This is a genomic window from Sphingomonas sp. DMC6 (assembly GCF_056314225.1).
On sequence record NZ_JBQUYT010000003.1, the window covers coordinates 567,205 to 584,522 of the forward strand.

Sequence of the window (17,318 nt, forward strand, 5' to 3'; positions counted from 1 at the left end):
TTGTACACCTTGCGTTCCGGTTGAACAGGGGGCGTGCGGCGAACCGCTACAGCCCCAGCGCCACCGCGCTCCAATAGGTCAGCCCCGCCGCGACATAGGCCAGCGCGAACAGATAGCCGATCATGAAGGCCGGCCATGTCCAGCCATTGGTCTCCCGCCGGGTGACCGCGATCGTCGAAATGCACTGCGGCGCGAAGACGAACCACATCAGGAAGGCGAGCGCGCTCGGCAGGCTCCAGTGCTTCCGGAGCTGCTGCTGGATCGAGGCCTTGCCCGAATCGCCATCGGCATTGTCGATCGCATAGACGGTGCCGATCGCCGCCACCGCCACTTCGCGCGCCGCCATCGCCGGAATGACCGCCAGCGCCATGTCGCGGTTGAAGCCGATGGGTGCTACGACCTTCTCCAGCCCGTTGCCGATCCGCCCGGCGATCGAATAATCGACCTTCGAAATGCCGCTGCCCTCGGGCGGCTTGGGGAAGCTGAGCAGCGCCCACAGGATCACCGTGGTGTAGAGGATGATCGTGCCGGCGCGCTTCAGGAAGATCAGCGCGCGCTGCCACAGCCCGAGCAGCACGTCGCGCAGGCGCGGCCACTGGTATTTGGGCATCTCCATCATGAAGCCGGAGGTCGCGCCCTTGGTCACCGTGCGCCGCAGTACCAGCGCGACGCAGAACGCACCGACGATGCCGAGAATATATAGCGCGAACAGCACCAGGCCCTGCAGGCCGATGCCGGGCAGCACCGCCCGGTTGGGAATCAGCGCACCGATGATGATCGTGTAAACCGGCAGGCGCGCGGAACAGGTCATCAGCGGTGCGATCAGGATGGTGGTCAGCCGGTCCTTCTCGTCGGCGATAGTGCGCGTCGCCATGATTCCCGGCACCGCGCAGGCGAAGCTGGAGAGCAGCGGAATGAAGGCGCGACCCGATAGCCCGACGCTCGCCATCACCCGGTCCATCAGGAAGGCGGCGCGGACCATATAGCCCGTCGCCTCCAGCACCAGGATGAAGGCGAACAGGATCAGGATCTGCGGCAGGAAGACGACCACCGCGCCGACGCCGGCGATCACCCCGTCGACGATCAGCGATCGGAACACGCCCTCGGGCAGCGCGGCGCCGATCTCGGTGCCGAGCCACTTCATCCCGTCCTCGATCAGCCCTTTCGGCACCTCCGACCAGGCGAACACCGCCTGGAACATCAGGAACATCGTCGCCAGCAGGATCAACGGGCCGGCAACGGGATGCAGGAACAGCGCATCGAGCCGGTGGGTCCAGCGGCGCGACGCGGTTTCGGAAACGGTGACCGCCGCGGCGATCTGTCGCGCGCGGCGCTGGAGCAGGACAATGTCGTGCTGCACTCCGGCGGAGGGGCGGATCTTCTGCACGCCCTTCACGACCTCGGCCATCCGCTCTTTCAGCGCGTCCAGCCCGCGCCGGCGCACCGCGACCGTGGCCACGACCGGCACGCCCAGTTCGCGCTCCAGCGCTTCGGGATCGAGCTTCAGCCCGTCGCGTTCGGCCAGATCGACCATGTTGAGGGCAACGACAATCGGCAGGCCCAGCGCGATCAGCTGCAGGGTAAAGCGGAGATGGTTGTCGAGATTGGACGCATCGACGACCGTCAGGATCGCATCGGGCAGCCTTTCGCCTTCCTGCCGCCCCAGCAACACGTCGCGCGTCACCTGCTCGTCGGGGCTGGACGGTTCCAGGCTATAGGCGCCGGGCAGGTCGACCAGTTCGATCGGGCGTCCATCGGGCAGCGCCATGCGTCCCGAATGCCGCTCTACCGTAACGCCCGGATAATTGCCGACCTTCTGCCGCGCGCCGGTCAATGCATTGAAAAGCGCGCTCTTGCCGGCATTCGGGTTGCCGACCAGCGCAACCAGAGGGGTGGTGTTCATGGGTGGGCGGCCAGCGGCGTCACGTGAATTGCGGCGGCGACATGGCGCCGCAGCGCTACCGTCATCCGTCCGATCCGGCACGCGATCGGCCCACCGAAAATGCCCGAGCTATGGAGCAATTCGACCTCGACGCCTTCATCCAGGCCCAGTTCGCGCAAGCGGCGCGCCTCGGGTTCGGCAAGCCGGTCCCAATCGACGCCGGCGACGGTGCCGGGAAGGTGGCGATGCAACTGGGCAAGGCGTACGGGTACGGGAATCGCAGCGCTGGCGTTCATGCTGCGAGTGATTATCAATTACTGGACGAAAAGGCTAGTGCTTGTCGCGTCCGTATTCATCCCGATTGCAGGCAACTCAAACCGCCGGATAGCGCAGCCGCCCGATGAAGCGCGAAAGGCTCGGCCGGTTGCTGCTGCGGGTGATGAAACCCGCCTTGGCTTTCTCGAAGCGCATGATTCCATCGATTCGCCGGGCAAGAAAGGCGCGGGTGTCGGCCCAGTCGTCGCTGTCGTCCTGTACGAACACGGCGATAGTGGCGGCATAGACGCTGCCGAGCGTCATCCGCTTGGTGTAATGATTGTAGTCCGTGGCTGTGTCGCCCGCTGCGCGCCACATCGCATCGGCCGCACGCCAGCCCAGCCGAGTCGCCCGGGCGACATTCTGCGGCATGGCGAGTATCGCCAGCGCCCGACGCAGCGCATCGCGATTGGGAGCAAGCAGCGCCAGCCGCGCCTCGACCAGCGCGGTGATGCGTGCACGGATCTTCATCGCCGCCAATGTCTCCGGTGGAAGCCCGTCCAGCATGGCCGAATCGATATGAGCAAACCAGGCATCGATCATCGCCAACGGACCATCGGCAAATGCAAGTCGCGCGACATCGCGGTCGACGCCGAGCGCGTCGGCAGTCGCGTCGAGCGCCTGCACATTCCAGCCGTCGAAAGCGGCATTGGCGGCCAGCGTAGGCACAAGCGCCACGCGCAGTTCGTCGAGGGTTGCGTCGGCAAGGTCCATGGCCCTGATCTAGGCGCGATGCCGCGACCGGGCAACCGCCCGCCTCAATCCCCCGGCTGTACCTTTGGCCGTGCCGCGCCCTGCCGCACCAGCACCAGCGCCAGTGCGACCAGGCCGGCGCCGAACAGGTCAGCGGTCGCGAGTCGTTCGTCGAAAATCACCCAGCCCAGCGCCGCTGCAACCGCAGGCTGCACGAGCAGCGCGATGCCGATCACCAGCGGCGACAGGTGACCCAGCGCATAGATCATGCACCCCTGGCCGATTAGCTGACTAACGATCGCCAGCGCGAGCAGCGGCCACCACAGATGCGGCACCACCTGTTCGCCCATGCCGAGTGCCAGCAGCAGCAGCGGCGGAATCGTCGCCAGCGAAGACAGCGCGAGTGCCGGCACCGGCGCCAGCGTCGTGCGGACGCGCGCCATCAGGATGAAATAGAGCGCATAGAACAGGCCGGCGAGCAGGCAGAACAGGTCGCCCAGCAGATGCCGCGATGACAATTCGGCCGAGCGCCCGAGCAGCAGCCCGCCGCCGATCGCCGCCAGCAGCAGCGCCGCGCCCTGCGAACGGCTGGGCCAAGCGCGAGCGACGACAAAGCCGTAGATCGGGAAGATCAGCGAGGCCGAATTGCCGAACAGCGTGGAATTGGCGAGCGTGGTGCGGACGATGCCGATGTGCCAGCTCGCCAGATCACCGGCGAACACCACGCCCGCAATCGCCAGAAGGCCCCAGCGGCCGCGGGCCGACTCGATGGGGCGCTGCCCCATCATCCAGGCCGCAGCGAACAGTATTGGCGTCGCGATCAGCAATCGCCAGAACGCTGCGGCGACCGGGCCGACATCGGCGACTCGCACGAACAGCGGGCCGAAGGCGAGCGCGGTATTGGCGACCAGCGCTGCAACCAGCGCGGTCGCAACATGGCTTCGTGGGGCGGTAGATTTTCTTGGGGAAGCGGTGCGATGCATGCCGCCCTGTAGCGCCCTATCTCGCCCAAGTCACAAACTGCGAAGGGATTTTCCATGCCCAGCCTGTTCGGCCCGATTCAGATCGGCGCCATTCACGCCGCCAATCGCGTGTGGATGTCACCTCTCACGCGCGGCCGCGCCACGCGCGGCCATGTGCCGACGCCGATAATGGTCGACTATTACCGGCAACGCGCCAGCGCCGGCCTGATCATCACCGAAGCCACCGGCATCAGCCAGCAAGGGCTGGGCTGGGCCTATGCCCCCGGCATCTGGAGCGACGAGCAGGTCGAGGCGTGGAAGCCGATCACCGCCGCAGTGCACGAAGCCGGTGGCCGAATCGTGTCGCAGCTCTGGCATATGGGCCGGCTGGTCCATCCGGACTTTTTGGGCGGTGAGCCGCCGGTCTCTGCGTCGGCGACCACCGCACCGGGCAGCGTGCGCACCTACCCGGCCGAAGAGGCCGGCGAGATCAAGCGTCCGTACGGCCAGGCCCGTCCGCTGCGCACCGACGAGGTTCCGGGCATCCTCGACGACTATGCCCGCGCCGCCAGTAACGCGATCCGCGCCGGATTCGACGGCGTGCAGATCCATGCGGCCAATGGCTATCTGATCGACCAGTTCCTGCGCGACAATTCCAACTTCCGCGACGACGAATATGGCGGGTCGATCGACAACCGGATCCGTCTGCTGCGCGAAGTGAGTCGGCGCGTCGTCGACACGATCGGCGCCGACCGCACCGGCGTGCGCCTGTCGCCCAATGGCGAAGTGCAGGGCGTCAACGACAGCAATCCGGCGCCGCTGTTCGAAGCCGCCGCTGCCGCGCTGGACGATATCGGCGTCGCCTTCCTCGAGATGCGCGAGCCGCGTCCGGGCGGCAGCCGCGGCGAGCCCGATCATCCGCCGATCCATCCGCTGATGCGAAGGGTATATGGCGGGGTACTCGCGCTGAACTCGGACTATGATGCGGCCACCGCCCAGGCGGCGCTCGATGCGGGCGAGGCCGATGCGATCGCCTTCGGCCGCACCTTCCTCGCCAATCCCGACCTGCCGCGCCGACTGCGCGAGGGGCTGCCACTCAACCCGCAGCGGGAGGAGCTATTCTATATCGGCGGGGTGGAAGGCTATACTGATTATCCGACCGTCGATGAGGCTGCGCTTCAATCCGCCTGATCGAAACCATCGAGCCAGCGAGTACTGGCCTCACGAAGCTGCGCACGCATTTTCGGCAGGGTCAGTATCGCTGCGGCGGTGAAGGGAAACCAGGGCCAGAACAGGGCGCTGCAAGCAACAAACAGCGCGATGGCGATCGCACCGCCAAAGCGGAGTGAGCTGAGGCGCGCGCGGGTACTATAGTTCAGCTTGATGGCGCGGGGTGCCTTCGCATCGTACCAGCTTCGGGTGACGAAGCTGTCGGGCGTATCCTGGGTACGGCGGAGCGCGAACTTTCGCGCCCGGGTGCCGCTTCCGCTCGCGGGAGAGGACAGACGGGCGGCGGACGTCGGCCTTGGCCGCTTGCGGCTCTCCCCGCCGAAAAGCGGCGTGCTAGATTTCGCGGGAGACACCTCGCGCCCGCTCGCGCGATCGATCACGACCAGCCGCCGGCCCCGCTCTTCGACGCGATAGCGGGACGGCGGCATGTCCATGGAATCAGCCGAACCGGCCCTTCAGCGCCAGCATCGCCAGCGTGGCCTTGGCCGCCTCGCCGCCCTTGTCCTTCTGCGCCGGGTCGGCGCGGACCAGCGCCTGGGCTTCGTTTTCGACGGTAAGAATACCGTTGCCGATCGCAACGCCGTCCATCGACAGCGCCATCAGCCCGCGTGCGCTTTCGCCGGCGACGATCTCGAAATGATAGGTTTCGCCGCGGATCACCACGCCGATCGCCACGAACGCATCATAGCGGCCACTGTCCGCCGCCAGCGCGACGGCGCCAGGAATCTCCAGCGCCCCCGGAACGGTGATCACCTCCGCCTTATGACCCGCCGCCTCGATCGCCGCCTTGGCGCCGGCGATCAGCATGTCGTTCAGATGCTCGTAGAAGCGTGCTTCGACGATGAGGATGTTGGCCATTATTGCTCCGAATCGATGGGACGTTCGCCGACGATCGACAAGCCATAGCCGTCGAGCCCGATCAGCGTGTGATGGGTGTTGGTGAGCAGGATCATGTCCTGCACGCCGAGTTCGGTAAGGATGGTCGCGCCGACGCCGTAATCGCGCAGCTCGTCCATCGCCTTGGGCGGGATCGCACCGCTGCGTGTCTGCAGCGCGAGCGTGAAAGCATCGGGGCGGGGACGGTTGATCACGACGATCACGCCGGCGCCTTCCGCGCCGATGATTTCCATCGAACGGCGCAGCAGCCGCCCGCGCGCACCGCCTTCGCCGAACAGGTCTGCAAAGGGCGACAGCGCGTGCATACGCACCAGCGTCGGCTTGTCGCGGTCGATCTTGCCCTTGACCAGCGCGATTTGCTCGCTGCCCGTGGCCTTGTTCCAGAAAGTGAGCGCGCGCCACTCGCCGCCCCATTCGCTGATGAAACTGGCCTCGGCACGCTGCTCGACAAGATGGTCGTGGCGGCGGCGATAGGCGATCAGGTCGCGGATCGTACCGATCTTGAGGTTGTGGAGCTGCGCGAAGCCGACGAGATCGTCGAGCCGCGCCATCGTTCCGTCATCCTTCATGATCTCGCAGATCACACCCGCGGGGTTCAGACCCGCCAGCCGCGCGACGTCGACCGCCGCTTCGGTATGGCCGGCGCGGACCAGCACGCCGCCGTCGCGCGCGACCAGCGGGAAGACATGGCCCGGCGTGACGATATCGTCGCGACCTTTGGTGCTGTCGATCGCCACCGAGACGGTGCGAGCGCGATCGGCGGCGGAGATGCCGGTGGTCACGCCTTCCCTGGCCTCGATCGAGACGGTGAAGGCGGTTTCGTGCCGGGTGCCGTTGGCACGACTCATCAGCTCGAGCCCGAGCTGGTCGACACGTGCCTTGGTCATGGCAAGGCAGATCAGCCCGCGACCATATTTTGCCATGAAGTTGATCGCGTCGGGCGTCGCCATCTGGGCGGGGATGACCAGATCGCCTTCATTCTCGCGATCCTCGTCATCGACCAGAATGAACATGCGGCCGTTGCGCGCCTCGTCGATCAGCTCTTCGGGCGAGGAAAGAAAACCATGCTTCAGATGGGCGAGGTCAGCCTTTGGCACGCAATGTCTCCATGCGCTGGAGATAGCGCGCAAGCACGTCGATCTCCAGATTGACTGCCTGGCCCGGCACAAGCGCGCCGAAGGTGGTGACTGCGGCAGTATGCGGAATGATGTTGAGGTGGAATTCGACGCCGTCGGGCGTGTCTTCCACCGCGTTGACGGTCAGCGAGACGCCGTCGACGGTGATCGACCCCTTGGGCGCGACATAAGGCGCGATCTCCGGTCCCGCAGCGATCACGACGTGGTGCGAGCCGTCGACCGCCTCGACCGACTTCACCCGTCCGACGCCGTCGACATGGCCGGTGACGATATGACCGCCCAGCTCATCGCCCAGCCGCAACGCCCGCTCCAGATTGAGCTTTCGGCCGGGGGTCCATTGCCCCTCGGCAGTGCGCGAGACGGTTTCGCCCGACACGTCGAAGTCGAGCCAGCCCGGTCCCTTGTCGACCACTGTCAGGCATACGCCCGAACAGGCGACCGAGGCGCCAAGGTCGATCTCCTGCGTGGGATAGGCGGTCGAAACCCGTACGCGCAGGTCGCCCTGGCGCGCGACGGCATCGATCGTGCCGATATCGCTTACGATTCCGGTGAACATGGAACGCGCTCGTAAACCTCCATCCTGTCGCTGCCAAGCATACGTGAGTCGAGTAACTGCCAGCGGCCATGCGCGGCGGCCAGTCGATCGAGGCCGATGTCGCCGATCGCGAGCCTGCCGCCGCCGATCAGGATCGGCGCGCGGTAGAGCAGCAGCCGGTCGACCATGTCGGCAGCGAGAAAGGCACTCGCCGCCCCCGCGCCGCCCTCAACCAGCAGATGATCGACACCCGAAAGGTGACGAACGTCGCCTATGTCCGCGACCTGCTCCCAGCCGGCCGGAGCAGCCATGGTGGCCGACAGAAGGATGCGGCGGGGCGCACGATCGGCAAGGCCCGGAAGCCGCACGTCGAGGCGGGGGGCGTCTGCCACAAAAGTCCCGCGGCCGACCAGAATTGCGTCGTGACGGGCACGCTCGAGATGGGCATGGGCACGGGCCTGGGCCCCGGTGATCCACTGGCTCTCGCCCGACACGAGTGCAATGCCGCCGTCGAGCGAGGTGGCGAGCTTGAGCGTCACATGCGGCCGGCCCAGCGCCTGCCGGGTGAGAAAGCCGGCCATGCCGCGCCGCGCGTCCGGTGCCATCACGCCGGTCGACACGGCGATTCCCGCCGCTGCCAGTCGCGCGAAACCCGCGCCGTTGGTGCGCGGATCGGGATCGCCCAGCGCCGCCACGACGCGCGCGACGCCCGCCGCGACCAGCAGATCGGCGCAGGCCGGCCCGCGCGGCGAAACATGCGCGCAGGGTTCCAGCGTCACATAGGCTGTCGCCCCGCGCGCCGCCGCCCCCGCTTCGGCCAGCGCCATCGCCTCGGCATGCGGGCGCCCGCCAGGCTGGGTCCAGCCGCGGCCGACGACATGGCCGCCTTGCACGATTACACAGCCGACATTGGGATTGGGCGCAGTGCGGCCCCGCCCGCGCCCGGCGAGCGCAAGCGCCGCCGCCATCCAGCGCGCGTCGCTCAAATGCCGTGCTTCTTCAGCCAATCGTCATATTTCTTGAAGTCGGCCTGGCGTGCCTTCTGCTTCGCTTCCAGCACCGCCTCTTCCTGCTTGCGGCGGGCTTCGTCGACGCGCTGCTTGGCGCGGATATCGGCTTCGCTGCGCGTGATCGGCCAGGAATCGACGTAGATGATGTTCTTCTTGTACGGCACCGACACGGCGGAATCGCGAATAAAAGCGTAAATGACGGCGAGCGTCACCGCCGCCGCGGCAGCCATGAACCAGAGTTCGTGGCGCCGGCGCTGCGCCAGAAAGACGCGCAGGTCGCGAAGGGCCCGGGTCGGCGAAAGATGCTTGAGGAAGTTCATCGCGCGCCGAAGATAGGGACGCGGGGGCCCCAGGGCCAGCCCCCGCGTCGGTGGCGGGACAAGCCCGCCGGTTACAGCGCGTCCTGCAGCCGGAAACGCACCGTCATCGTCTTCCAGCTTTCTTCCGGGACACCGCCGCGCGTCGCCGGCTTGAACCGCCATTTGCCGAGCGCCTGACGCTTGGAAACGGCGAAGAAGGCATCACTGGTGGTGCTGACCTGCTCGACAGCCTTCACCCGGCCATCCACGCCGATCAGCACCCGCAGCACGACCACGCCGTCACGCTGCGCGCGCAGCTCCTGCGCCGGATAATCCGGCTGGAAGTCCCTGAGATAGCGCATGTCCTGCGAAGCCCCCACCAGCGGGGGCACCGGCTTGGGCGGTTCGGGCGTGGCCACCGGGCCAACCTCCTTCGCAATCGTCGTCGGCGGCGGCAGATCGATGATGGTCGTGGTGGTCGCCGTGGTGTTGGTCGTCGTGGTCGGAATCGTCGGCTGCGGCGCGGTCAGCTGCGGCGCCGTTGTCGGCCGGACTTTTTCCACCGGCTTCAGGTCGATCGGCGGCGGCGGGGTAATATCGAGCGGGATTTGTTTGACCTTGAACTCGTTCGGATGCTGCACCACCAGAATCTTGGGCGCGGCAAGGATCATCCCCGTGATGATGAGGCCATTGATGAGCAGTGCGCCGCCAACGCCGATCGAGCGGGGCGCCTTGGGCTGGTAACGATCGGCATGCATCGCGTCACACTCCTTCTCCATGACCGGTCTGTGAATGTCGGCTGAATGGGATGGTACAACGTTACATTCCGATCGTAAAGCGGGAACGGTTCAGCCGCCGCCCAGCCGCTCCAGCGCACGATCCTTGCCGATCAGCGGCAGCAGCGCGGCCATGTCGGGGCCGTGGTCGCGGCCGGTGAGCGCACGGCGGAGTGGCAGGAAAAGGGCCTTGCCCTTGCGACCGGTCGCCGCCTTCAACGCCTCGGTCAGCGCCGCCCAGGGATTGGCGGACCAGTCGAGCCCCGCCACCAGCGCCTGCGCCTGGGCAAGGTAATCGCGATCCTCTTCCGCTACCGGTGGCGCCGCCACCGGCCCTTCCACTACCGCCCACCAGTCGGCCGTCTCGGCAACGGTTGCGAGGTTGGGGCGAATCGCTTCCCAGGCCTCGGCCCCCATCGCCGCCGGCAACCGGTTTGCGACCGCAGCGAAATCGAGCTGGTGGACGATACGGGCGTTGAGCTGCGCCAGCTCCGCTTCGTCGAACCGGGCAGGCGCGCGGCCGAACCGGCCGAAATCAAACGCGGCGACGAGCGGCGCCGGGTCAGCAAAGGGCTCTACGGGATCGCTGGTGCCGATGCGGGCGAGCAGCGCGATCAGCGCCTGCGGCTCGATCCCCGCCTCGCGGAAATGGGCGACGCCGAGCGAGCCGAGCCGCTTCGACAACTTTCCCTCGGCCCCGGTGAGCAGCGCCTCGTGCGCAAAGACGGGCACTGCGCCTGACAGCGCCGTGAACATCTGAATCTGCGTCGCAGTGTTCGAGACATGGTCCTCGCCGCGCACGACATGGGTGATGCCCATGTCGATATCGTCGATCACCGAGGGGAGCAGATAGAGCCACGAGCCGTCGGCGCGTCGCACCACCGGATCGCTCATCAATGCAGGGTCGAAACGCTGCGGCCCGCGGACCAGATCGTCCCATTCGATCGGCGCACCATGATCGAGCCGGAACCGCCAGTGCGGCCGCACGCCTTCTGCTTCCAGCCGGGCGCGGTCGGCATCGGTGAGCGCCAGCGCGGCGCGGTCATAGACCGGCGGCAGCCCGCGCCCGAGCAGCACCTTGCGCTTCAGATCGAGTTCCTGCGCGCTTTCATAGGCGGGGTAGATGCGCCCGTCGGCCACCAGCTCGGCAAAGCGCGCCTCGTACCGGTCGAATCGTGCCGACTGACGCGCCTCGGCATCGGGCTGCATGCCCATCCAGGCGAGATCGGCACGGATCGCCTCGACAAATTGTTCTTCCGAACGCGCGCCATCGGTATCGTCGATGCGGAGCAGGAAGCGCCCGCCATGGCGCCGCGCGAACAGCCAATTGTGGAGCGCGGTCCGCAGGTTGCCGACATGCAGCGTGCCGGTGGGGCTGGGGGCGAAACGGGTAGTGACGGTCATGGCTGCGGCCTAGGCCGGGACGCGAACAGCGGCAATGCCCTCTTTGCGTCACGGAAACGTCGCACTAAGGGAACGCACGGAACATCGCAGCGGGGCACAGGAGGCCGCGAACCAATGAAACTCATGGCCGGCAACTCTAATCTGCCACTGGCGAAGGCGATCGCCGAATATCTGGAGATTCCGCTCACCCAGGCGAATGTCCGTCGCTTCGCCGACGAAGAGATTTTCGTCGAGATTCTGGAGAATGTGCGCGGCGAGGACGTGTTCGTGCTCCAGTCGACCAGCTATCCGGCGAACGACAATCTGATGGAGCTGCTGATCATGATCGACGCGCTGCGCCGCGCGTCGGCCAAGCGGATCACCGCAGTCCTCCCCTATTTCGGCTATGCCCGCCAGGACCGGAAACCCGGCCCGCGCACGCCGATCTCGGCCAAGCTGGTCGCCAACCTGATCACCACCGCAGGCGCCAACCGCGTGCTTTCGGTCGACCTGCACGCCGGGCAGATCCAGGGTTTCTTCGACATCCCGACCGACAATCTGTTCGCTGCGCCGGTGATGTCGGCGGACATCCAGACGCGGTTTATCGACAAGCAGTGGATGGTCGTTTCGCCCGACGTGGGCGGCGTGGTGCGCGCGCGCCAGCTCGCCAAGCGGCTGGACAATGCCCCGCTGGCCATCGTCGACAAAAGGCGCGAGCGGCCGGGTGAATCGGAAGTGATGAACATCATCGGCAATGTCGAAGGGCGCTTCTGCATCCTGATTGACGACATCGTCGATTCGGCCGGCACGCTCTGCAACGCCGCTGCTGCGCTGAAGGCGGCGGGCGCCGAGGAAGTCGTCGCCTATTGTACGCACGGCGTGCTTTCCGGTGCGGCGATGTCGCGCGTCGCCAAGTCCGAGCTGCTGGAACTGGTGATCACCGATTCGATCGGCAATCACGAAGTGGTCGCGGCCGGCGAGAAGGTGCGCCACCTGACCATCGCCCCGCTGATCGCCGAAGCGATCCGCCGTATCGCGGACGAAAGCTCGGTCTCCAGCCTGTTCGACTGAGTTTCGATCCTCCCCGGCACAGGGAGGGGGACAATTTGCGTGAGCGAATGGTGGAGGGGGCTCTCCACTAGCGAGCCCGGTGTCGAGGCCCCCCTCCACCACGCGGCTTGCGCCGCGCGGTCCCCCTCCCCGTGCCGGGGAGGATTTTACGCCTTCACCCACGCCTCCCACAGCAGCGCCGCGCCTACGAGCATCATCAGCACATAGATGGCAGTATAAAACCGCTCCGGTGACACGCGCCGCACCAGCCATACGCCTGCGAGCGTCGACACCAGCGCCAGCGGGAAAAGCACGACCGAAGTCAGCAGATTGGCCGGCGTGAACTGGCCGAGCGCCCAATAGGCCGGCACCTTGATCCAGTTGGTCGCGGCGAAGAAGATCGCCGTCGTTCCCACCAGCCGGTCGCGCGGCAGGCCCCGCGGCAGCACCCAGAGCTGGAAGGGCGGTTGGCCGGCATGGGCGATCTGGCTGGTGAAACCGGACGCCACGCCGAACAGGCTGCCCGCCCATTCGGGCAGGCGCGTCGCCACGCCCGGCAGCTTGTGCCGCGCCGCCCACAGGCGATAGGCGCCGAACAAGATGGAAATCGCCCCCACCGCCGCCAGCACGAGCACCGGCCGCACGCTCGCGGCGAAACCATAGCCGAGCGCAATCCCCGCCACCGACCCCGGCAGCATCCAGCCGAGCAGCCGCCAGTCGACGGTGCGGCGGAACGCCCAGACGCTCACCACATCCTGCAGGATCAGGATCGGCAGGGTGATCGCCGCCGCCCGCACCGGATCGATCGCCAGCGCGATCAGCGGCAGCGACAACGCACCCATCCCGGCAAAGCCGCCCTTGGACAGACCGAGCAGCAGCACGGCGGGCACGGCGAGCGCATAGAAATGCCAGTCAGTGATCATGCGCCTTGCTTCGCAGCCATGACGCCAGTTGGGAAGCGCTCGCGATTTGCAAAGGCGCACAGATTTCCTAGGAAAAGCCATGGGAGAGGCACGCAAGGGGCAAATCGCGGTGCTGTTCGTGTCGAAGCGCACGGACAGCGACGATGCGGGCTATGCCGAGGCCGCAGCGGCGATGGACACGCTGGCGGCGACCCAGCCGGGCTATTGCGGCATCGAATCACAGCGCGGGCCGGGGGGCGTCGGCATCACCATCAGCTACTGGGCCGACGAAGCCAGCGCGACAGCGTGGCGCGACCATCCCGAACACGCCGCCATTCGCGAACGGGGCCGCGCGCGCTGGTATGACTGGTATGAAGTGATCGTCACCCGGGTCGAACGGGCCTATCGCTGGAGCCGGTCCTGAGCCGGGGGGGCGACCGCTATTTCGCGCTGATGTTCAGCGTGATGCTGGTAATTGCTGCGGGGAACACCGCGCTGCAATCGGTGCTGCCCGCCCTCGGCCGCTCGCTCCACGCCCCCGACAGCGCCGTCGCCGCAGTATTCTCGGTATCGGCCCTGCTGTGGATGGTCGCGGCACCCTTCTGGGCCCGGTGCGCCGATCAATATGGCCGGCGGGCAATGGTGCTGTTGGGCATCAGCGGTTTCACCGTTTCCCTTGGCCTGTGCGGGCTGTTCCTGGCGCTGGGGATCAACGGGGTGCTGGGGCCGGTCGCCACCTTTGCCGCCTTCGTGGTCGGGCGGATGCTCTATGGCGGGTTCGGATCGGCCGCGCCGCCCGCCGTGCAGGCGATCGTCGCCAGCCGGACGAGCCGGGACGAACGCACCCGGGCGCTGACGCTGCTTGCCTCCGCCTTCGGGCTGGGCACGATTCTGGGCCCGGCCATCGCGCCCTATCTGGTGTTTGGCCCGGTCTGGCCGGGCGGACCGCTGATCGGGCTGTCCGGCCCTGCCTTTGCCGCAAGCGCCATCGGCCTGGCGTTGCTGATCGCAGTGATCCGGCTGCTGCCAAAGGAAGAAGGCGGCGGCCGCGGCGCCGCGGCGAGCTATCCGTCGATCGGCGGGCAGGCGACCGGCGCCAGCGTTACCGCCGCGACCGGCGAACATGCCGAACAGGTCCGCACCTTCGATCCGCGCGTGCGACCATGGATGATCGCCGGACTGGTGACGGGCCATGCCCAGGCGATGACCGGGCAGGCGATCGGCTTCCTGATCATCGACCGGCTGAATCTGGCACCGGCCGCGGCACTGGCGCCGACCGGGCTGGTGCTGATGATGGGCGCGGGCGCATCGCTGCTGGTGCAATGGGGGCTGATTCCGCTGCTCGACCTGCGGCCGCGCGCGCTGATTCTCGCCGGGGCCGCACTGGCGGCGGCGGGATGCGTGTCGACCGGGAGCGCGACGACGCTCTACGGTATTGCGCTGGGCTATGCGACGATTTCACTGGGCATGGGCTTTGCGCGGCCGGGCTTCACGGCCGGCGCCTCGCTGGCAGTCGGGCCACATGCCCAAGGATCGGTTGCAGGCCGAGTCACGTCGATCAACGGCGCCTCGTTCGTGCTTGGACCGTCGATCGGGGTGGGGCTGTATGAGCTGTGGCGGCCATTGCCCTATCTGACCGCCGGGGCGGCGCTGGCGGTATTGCTGCCCTATGCCTGGCGGGCGACGCGGCGATAGGATCGGCATCCGCCGCACCCTTCCCCCAAGGAAAGGGTACGGCGGACGAACCGAAACCTACCCCTTGGGTCCGCGCCCTTGCAGCATGCCCGGGGTGACGAAGCCGATCGGCTGGATCGACGAGGCCTGCTGCTTCAGCCGGCCCTGCATCGCTTCGTAATCGCTCTCCATCTCCGGGGTGACGGTGGCGCGCGAGTCCTTCAGCGCTTCCTCGAAATGCGCCATCGTCACTTCGCGCGTCGCCAGCGACTGGCGCAGCGCGACCAGACCGGCGCGGCGGACGACATCCTCCAGATCGGCGCCGGTATAGCGCGGCGTCTGCTCGGCGATCGAATGCAGGTCGACATCGGCCGCCAGCGGCATTTTCTCGGTCTGGATGCGCAGGATGCGCTCGCGCCCGGCGGCATCGGGCACGCCGACATAGACCAGCTCGTCGAACCGGCCCGGGCGCAGCAATGCCGGGTCGATCAGGTTCGGCCGATTGGTCGCGCCGATCACCACCACCGACTGCAGCTCCTCCAGCCCGTCCATTTCGGCGAGGATGGTGTTGACCACCCGCTCGGTCGCCTGCGGCTCGCCGAGCCCGCCGCCGCGTGCCGGCACCAGCGAATCGAGCTCGTCGATGAAGATCACGCACGGCGCCACCTGCCGCGCGCGGGCGAACAGCCGGGCGATCTGCTGCTCGCTCTCGCCATACCATTTGGAGAGCAGGTCGCTCGACTTGGTGGCGATGAAGTTCGCCTCCGCCTCGCGCGCCACGGCCTTGGCGAGCAGCGTCTTGCCGGTGCCCGGGGGACCATAGAGCAGGAACCCCTTGGCCGGGCGGATGCCGAGGCGCCGGAATGCATCGGGATCCTTGAGCGGCAGTTCGACGCCTTCCTTCAGCCGCATCTGCGCATCGTCGAGCCCGCCGACATCCTCCCAGCGGACGGTCGGCGCCTGCACCATCACTTCGCGCATCGCCGAGGGCTGGACGCGCTTCAGCGCCTCCAGAAAATCCTCGCGCGTGACCGAAAGCGTGTCGAGCACCTCGGGCGGAATCGAGCCGTCTTCCAGGTTGAGGCGCGGCATGATCCGCCGCACCGCCTCGATCGCCGCCTCACGGGTGAGCGCGGCCAGATCGGCACCGACAAAGCCATAGGTGGTGCGGGCGAGCTCGCCGAGATCGACATCCTCCGCCAGCGGCATGCCGCGGGTGTGGATGCCCATGATCTCGCGGCGGCCGCGATCGTCCGGCACGCCAACGACGATTTCGCGGTCGAACCGACCCGGCCGGCGCAGCGCCTCGTCGATCGCCTCCGGCCGGTTGGTCGCGGCGATCACGACGATATTGGCGCGGGCCTCCAGCCCGTCCATCAGCGTGAGGAGCTGGGCGACGAGACGCTTTTCGGCCTCGCCGCTGACCTGACCGCGCTTGGGCGCGATCGAGTCGATCTCGTCGATGAACACGATCGACGGCGCGTTCTTCGCCGCTTCCTCGAACACCTGGCGCAGCCGCTGCTCGGATTCGCCATAGGCCGAGCCCATGATCTCCGGCCCGTTGATCAGGTGGAAGCTGGCGTCGCTTTCATTGGCAACCGCGCGCGCTAGGCGCGTCTTGCCGGTGCCGGGCGGGCCGTGCAAAATCACGCCCTTGGGCGGATCGACACCCAGCCGCTGGAACAGCTCGGGATAGCGCAAGGGCAGCTCGACCATCTCGCGCAACTGGTCGATCGTGCCGGCCATGCCGCCGATATCGTCATAGGTCACGTCGGCGCGGCGGCTTTCCTTCGCCTCCTCATATTCGGGACGCAGCTCAACTTCGGTATTCTCGTCGATATGCACGACGCCCCGCGGCGTGGTGGAGACGACGTTCAGTCGAATTTCCTGCAACGCATAGGCCGGCGCCCGCACGAACTGCTGGACATTGGGCGGCACATCAGCGCGCTGGTGGCCGACCGTGGCAATAGTGTCGCCGGCCGTGAGCGGACGGGCAAAGAAGGTGCGCTTCAACGCCTCGCCCGAGCCGCGCAGCCGCAGATTTTCCTGTGCGGGTGCAAACACCACGCGCGTCGCCGGCTTCGATTCCGCCCGCCGCACCTCGACGAAGTCGCCCGAGCCGACGCCGGCATTGGCGCGTTGCAGCCCGTCGATCCGCAGCAGTTCGAGCCCCTCGTCCTCGGCATAGGGCAGCACCGCCCGCGCCGGCGTGCTGCGCTTGCCGACGATTTCGATCACATCGCCTTCGGTAATGCCCAACACCGCCATCAATGCGCGGGGAATATGGGCGAGTCCGCGACCGCTATCCTCCGGCCGCGCATTGGCGACCTGCAGTTTGCGGGTACGGGATTCGTCATCGGCCATTCTGGATTCCTTCGTGGCGGTAGGCCCGAAAGCTAGGAACGGCGCAGGCAAAAAAAAGGGCCGCCTCAAAGGGCGGCCGTGGAAAGTTTTAGGAGAGGATGCCTGAAAGGCCCGTTCTATGTGCACTGCGGGATGCGTTTGTGCAAGTGCGAAATGTTTCACTATCGCTTGCATCCCTTGCAATCGCAGTTGTTACAAACGATATTAGCG

General features: G+C 67.0%; 18 protein-coding genes. 4 read left to right on the forward strand and 14 right to left on the reverse strand.

Going from position 1 to position 17,318, the window contains the following annotated elements; translation table 11 throughout:
* Positions 1-46: 46 nt before the first annotated feature.
* The 4 genes from feoB to ACT53M_RS10065 all read right to left on the reverse strand — a co-directional run bounded on the left by feoB (position 47) and on the right by ACT53M_RS10065 (position 3,873).
* Positions 47-1,903, reverse strand: a complete 1,857-nt coding sequence (feoB, locus tag ACT53M_RS10050; RefSeq protein ID WP_476233077.1) for a ferrous iron transporter B — start codon at positions 1,901-1,903, stop codon at positions 47-49.
* On the reverse strand, positions 1,900-2,178 hold the full coding sequence (locus tag ACT53M_RS10055; RefSeq protein WP_476233078.1) for a FeoA family protein: 279 nt from the start codon (positions 2,176-2,178) through the stop codon (positions 1,900-1,902). The genes feoB and ACT53M_RS10055 overlap by 4 nt, the downstream gene beginning before the upstream one ends.
* Positions 2,179-2,254: 76 nt before the next feature.
* Positions 2,255-2,911 carry a COQ9 family protein gene (locus tag ACT53M_RS10060; RefSeq protein WP_476233080.1) on the reverse strand — a complete coding sequence of 219 codons (657 nt, stop codon included), beginning with the start codon at positions 2,909-2,911 and terminating at the stop codon, positions 2,255-2,257.
* Positions 2,912-2,955: 44 nt separating this feature from the next.
* Positions 2,956-3,873 carry a DMT family transporter gene (locus ACT53M_RS10065; protein WP_476233082.1) on the reverse strand — a complete coding sequence of 306 codons (918 nt, stop codon included), beginning with the start codon at positions 3,871-3,873 and terminating at the stop codon, positions 2,956-2,958.
* A gap of 54 nt (positions 3,874-3,927) precedes the next feature.
* Between ACT53M_RS10065 and ACT53M_RS10070 the strand changes: the two genes are divergently transcribed.
* Positions 3,928-5,043, forward strand: a complete 1,116-nt coding sequence (locus ACT53M_RS10070; protein ID WP_476233084.1) for an alkene reductase — start codon at positions 3,928-3,930, stop codon at positions 5,041-5,043.
* On the opposite strand, the gene ACT53M_RS10075 is transcribed toward ACT53M_RS10070, so the two are convergent.
* From ACT53M_RS10075 to gltX, 8 genes are all read right to left on the reverse strand, one after another.
* Positions 5,031-5,510, reverse strand: coding sequence for a hypothetical protein (locus tag ACT53M_RS10075; protein WP_476233086.1), 480 nt, complete (start codon positions 5,508-5,510; stop codon positions 5,031-5,033). The two genes, ACT53M_RS10070 and ACT53M_RS10075, sit on opposite strands and share 13 nt — an antisense overlap.
* Positions 5,511-5,520: 10 nt before the next feature.
* Positions 5,521-5,940, reverse strand: coding sequence for a 6,7-dimethyl-8-ribityllumazine synthase (gene ribH, locus ACT53M_RS10080; protein ID WP_476233087.1), 420 nt, complete (start codon positions 5,938-5,940; stop codon positions 5,521-5,523).
* A complete protein-coding gene (ribB, locus tag ACT53M_RS10085; RefSeq protein ID WP_476233089.1) occupies positions 5,940-7,076 on the reverse strand; it encodes a 3,4-dihydroxy-2-butanone-4-phosphate synthase in 1,137 nt (378 codons plus the stop codon). The genes ribH and ribB overlap by 1 nt, the downstream gene beginning before the upstream one ends.
* On the reverse strand, positions 7,063-7,671 hold the full coding sequence (locus ACT53M_RS10090; RefSeq protein ID WP_476233090.1) for a riboflavin synthase: 609 nt from the start codon (positions 7,669-7,671) through the stop codon (positions 7,063-7,065). Before ACT53M_RS10090 ends, ribB begins: the two co-directional genes overlap by 14 nt.
* Entirely contained in the window at positions 7,653-8,618 is a 966-nt protein-coding gene (gene ribD / locus ACT53M_RS10095) for a bifunctional diaminohydroxyphosphoribosylaminopyrimidine deaminase/5-amino-6-(5-phosphoribosylamino)uracil reductase RibD (RefSeq protein WP_476233247.1), read from the reverse strand. The genes ACT53M_RS10090 and ribD overlap by 19 nt, the downstream gene beginning before the upstream one ends.
* Positions 8,619-8,632: 14 nt before the next feature.
* Positions 8,633-8,980: a hypothetical protein gene (locus ACT53M_RS10100; RefSeq protein WP_476233091.1), complete on the reverse strand. Its 348-nt coding sequence runs from the start codon at positions 8,978-8,980 to the stop codon at positions 8,633-8,635.
* A 71-nt stretch (positions 8,981-9,051) separates the two neighbouring features.
* Positions 9,052-9,717, reverse strand: coding sequence for an energy transducer TonB (locus ACT53M_RS10105; RefSeq protein ID WP_476233092.1), 666 nt, complete (start codon positions 9,715-9,717; stop codon positions 9,052-9,054).
* A 90-nt stretch (positions 9,718-9,807) separates the two neighbouring features.
* A complete protein-coding gene (gene gltX, locus ACT53M_RS10110) occupies positions 9,808-11,139 on the reverse strand; it encodes a glutamate--tRNA ligase (RefSeq protein ID WP_476233094.1) in 1,332 nt (443 codons plus the stop codon).
* 114 nt (positions 11,140-11,253) lie between these two features.
* Between gltX and ACT53M_RS10115 the strand changes: the two genes are divergently transcribed.
* A complete protein-coding gene (locus tag ACT53M_RS10115) occupies positions 11,254-12,189 on the forward strand; it encodes a ribose-phosphate pyrophosphokinase (RefSeq protein ID WP_476229343.1) in 936 nt (311 codons plus the stop codon).
* A 146-nt stretch (positions 12,190-12,335) separates the two neighbouring features.
* On the opposite strand, the gene ACT53M_RS10120 is transcribed toward ACT53M_RS10115, so the two are convergent.
* Complete coding sequence (locus tag ACT53M_RS10120; protein WP_476233096.1) at positions 12,336-13,091, reverse strand: sulfite exporter TauE/SafE family protein; 756 nt, start codon at positions 13,089-13,091, stop codon at positions 12,336-12,338.
* 79 nt (positions 13,092-13,170) lie between these two features.
* Between ACT53M_RS10120 and ACT53M_RS10125 the strand changes: the two genes are divergently transcribed.
* Both ACT53M_RS10125 and ACT53M_RS10130 read left to right on the forward strand, forming a co-directional pair.
* On the forward strand, positions 13,171-13,494 hold the full coding sequence (locus tag ACT53M_RS10125; protein ID WP_476233097.1) for an antibiotic biosynthesis monooxygenase family protein: 324 nt from the start codon (positions 13,171-13,173) through the stop codon (positions 13,492-13,494).
* 29 nt (positions 13,495-13,523) lie between these two features.
* The gene (locus ACT53M_RS10130; protein ID WP_476233099.1) at positions 13,524-14,765 is read left to right on the forward strand and encodes an MFS transporter; all 1,242 of its coding nucleotides are present in this window, start codon (positions 13,524-13,526) and stop codon (positions 14,763-14,765) included.
* Between the two features lie 57 nt (positions 14,766-14,822).
* On the opposite strand, the gene ACT53M_RS10135 is transcribed toward ACT53M_RS10130, so the two are convergent.
* Positions 14,823-17,108 carry a CDC48 family AAA ATPase gene (locus tag ACT53M_RS10135; RefSeq protein WP_476233100.1) on the reverse strand — a complete coding sequence of 762 codons (2,286 nt, stop codon included), beginning with the start codon at positions 17,106-17,108 and terminating at the stop codon, positions 14,823-14,825.
* Positions 17,109-17,318: the final 210 nt, after the last annotated feature.

Excerpts from the sequence above, each read along its gene's own strand:
- ACT53M_RS10090 (WP_476233090.1), bottom strand. The coding sequence starts at position 7,671 with ATGTTCACCGGAATCGTAAGCGATATCGGCACGATCGATGCCGTCGCG.
- ACT53M_RS10075 (WP_476233086.1), bottom strand. The coding sequence starts at position 5,510 with ATGCCGCCGTCCCGCTATCGCGTCGAAGAGCGGGGCCGGCGGCTGGTC.
- gltX (WP_476233094.1), bottom strand. The coding sequence starts at position 11,139 with ATGACCGTCACTACCCGTTTCGCCCCCAGCCCCACCGGCACGCTGCAT.
- ACT53M_RS10120 (WP_476233096.1), bottom strand. The coding sequence starts at position 13,091 with ATGATCACTGACTGGCATTTCTATGCGCTCGCCGTGCCCGCCGTGCTG.
- ACT53M_RS10055 (WP_476233078.1), bottom strand. The coding sequence starts at position 2,178 with ATGAACGCCAGCGCTGCGATTCCCGTACCCGTACGCCTTGCCCAGTTG.
- ACT53M_RS10135 (WP_476233100.1), bottom strand. The coding sequence starts at position 17,108 with ATGGCCGATGACGAATCCCGTACCCGCAAACTGCAGGTCGCCAATGCG.
- ribD (WP_476233247.1), bottom strand. The coding sequence starts at position 8,618 with ATGGCGGCGGCGCTTGCGCTCGCCGGGCGCGGGCGGGGCCGCACTGCG.
- ribH (WP_476233087.1), bottom strand. The coding sequence starts at position 5,940 with ATGGCCAACATCCTCATCGTCGAAGCACGCTTCTACGAGCATCTGAAC.
- ACT53M_RS10060 (WP_476233080.1), bottom strand. The coding sequence starts at position 2,911 with ATGGACCTTGCCGACGCAACCCTCGACGAACTGCGCGTGGCGCTTGTG.
- ACT53M_RS10130 (WP_476233099.1), top strand. The coding sequence starts at position 13,524 with ATGTTCAGCGTGATGCTGGTAATTGCTGCGGGGAACACCGCGCTGCAA.
- ACT53M_RS10100 (WP_476233091.1), bottom strand. The coding sequence starts at position 8,980 with ATGAACTTCCTCAAGCATCTTTCGCCGACCCGGGCCCTTCGCGACCTG.
- ACT53M_RS10115 (WP_476229343.1), top strand. The coding sequence starts at position 11,254 with ATGAAACTCATGGCCGGCAACTCTAATCTGCCACTGGCGAAGGCGATC.
- ACT53M_RS10065 (WP_476233082.1), bottom strand. The coding sequence starts at position 3,873 with ATGCATCGCACCGCTTCCCCAAGAAAATCTACCGCCCCACGAAGCCAT.
- feoB (WP_476233077.1), bottom strand. The coding sequence starts at position 1,903 with ATGAACACCACCCCTCTGGTTGCGCTGGTCGGCAACCCGAATGCCGGC.
- ACT53M_RS10105 (WP_476233092.1), bottom strand. The coding sequence starts at position 9,717 with ATGCATGCCGATCGTTACCAGCCCAAGGCGCCCCGCTCGATCGGCGTT.
- ACT53M_RS10070 (WP_476233084.1), top strand. The coding sequence starts at position 3,928 with ATGCCCAGCCTGTTCGGCCCGATTCAGATCGGCGCCATTCACGCCGCC.
- ACT53M_RS10125 (WP_476233097.1), top strand. The coding sequence starts at position 13,171 with ATGGGAGAGGCACGCAAGGGGCAAATCGCGGTGCTGTTCGTGTCGAAG.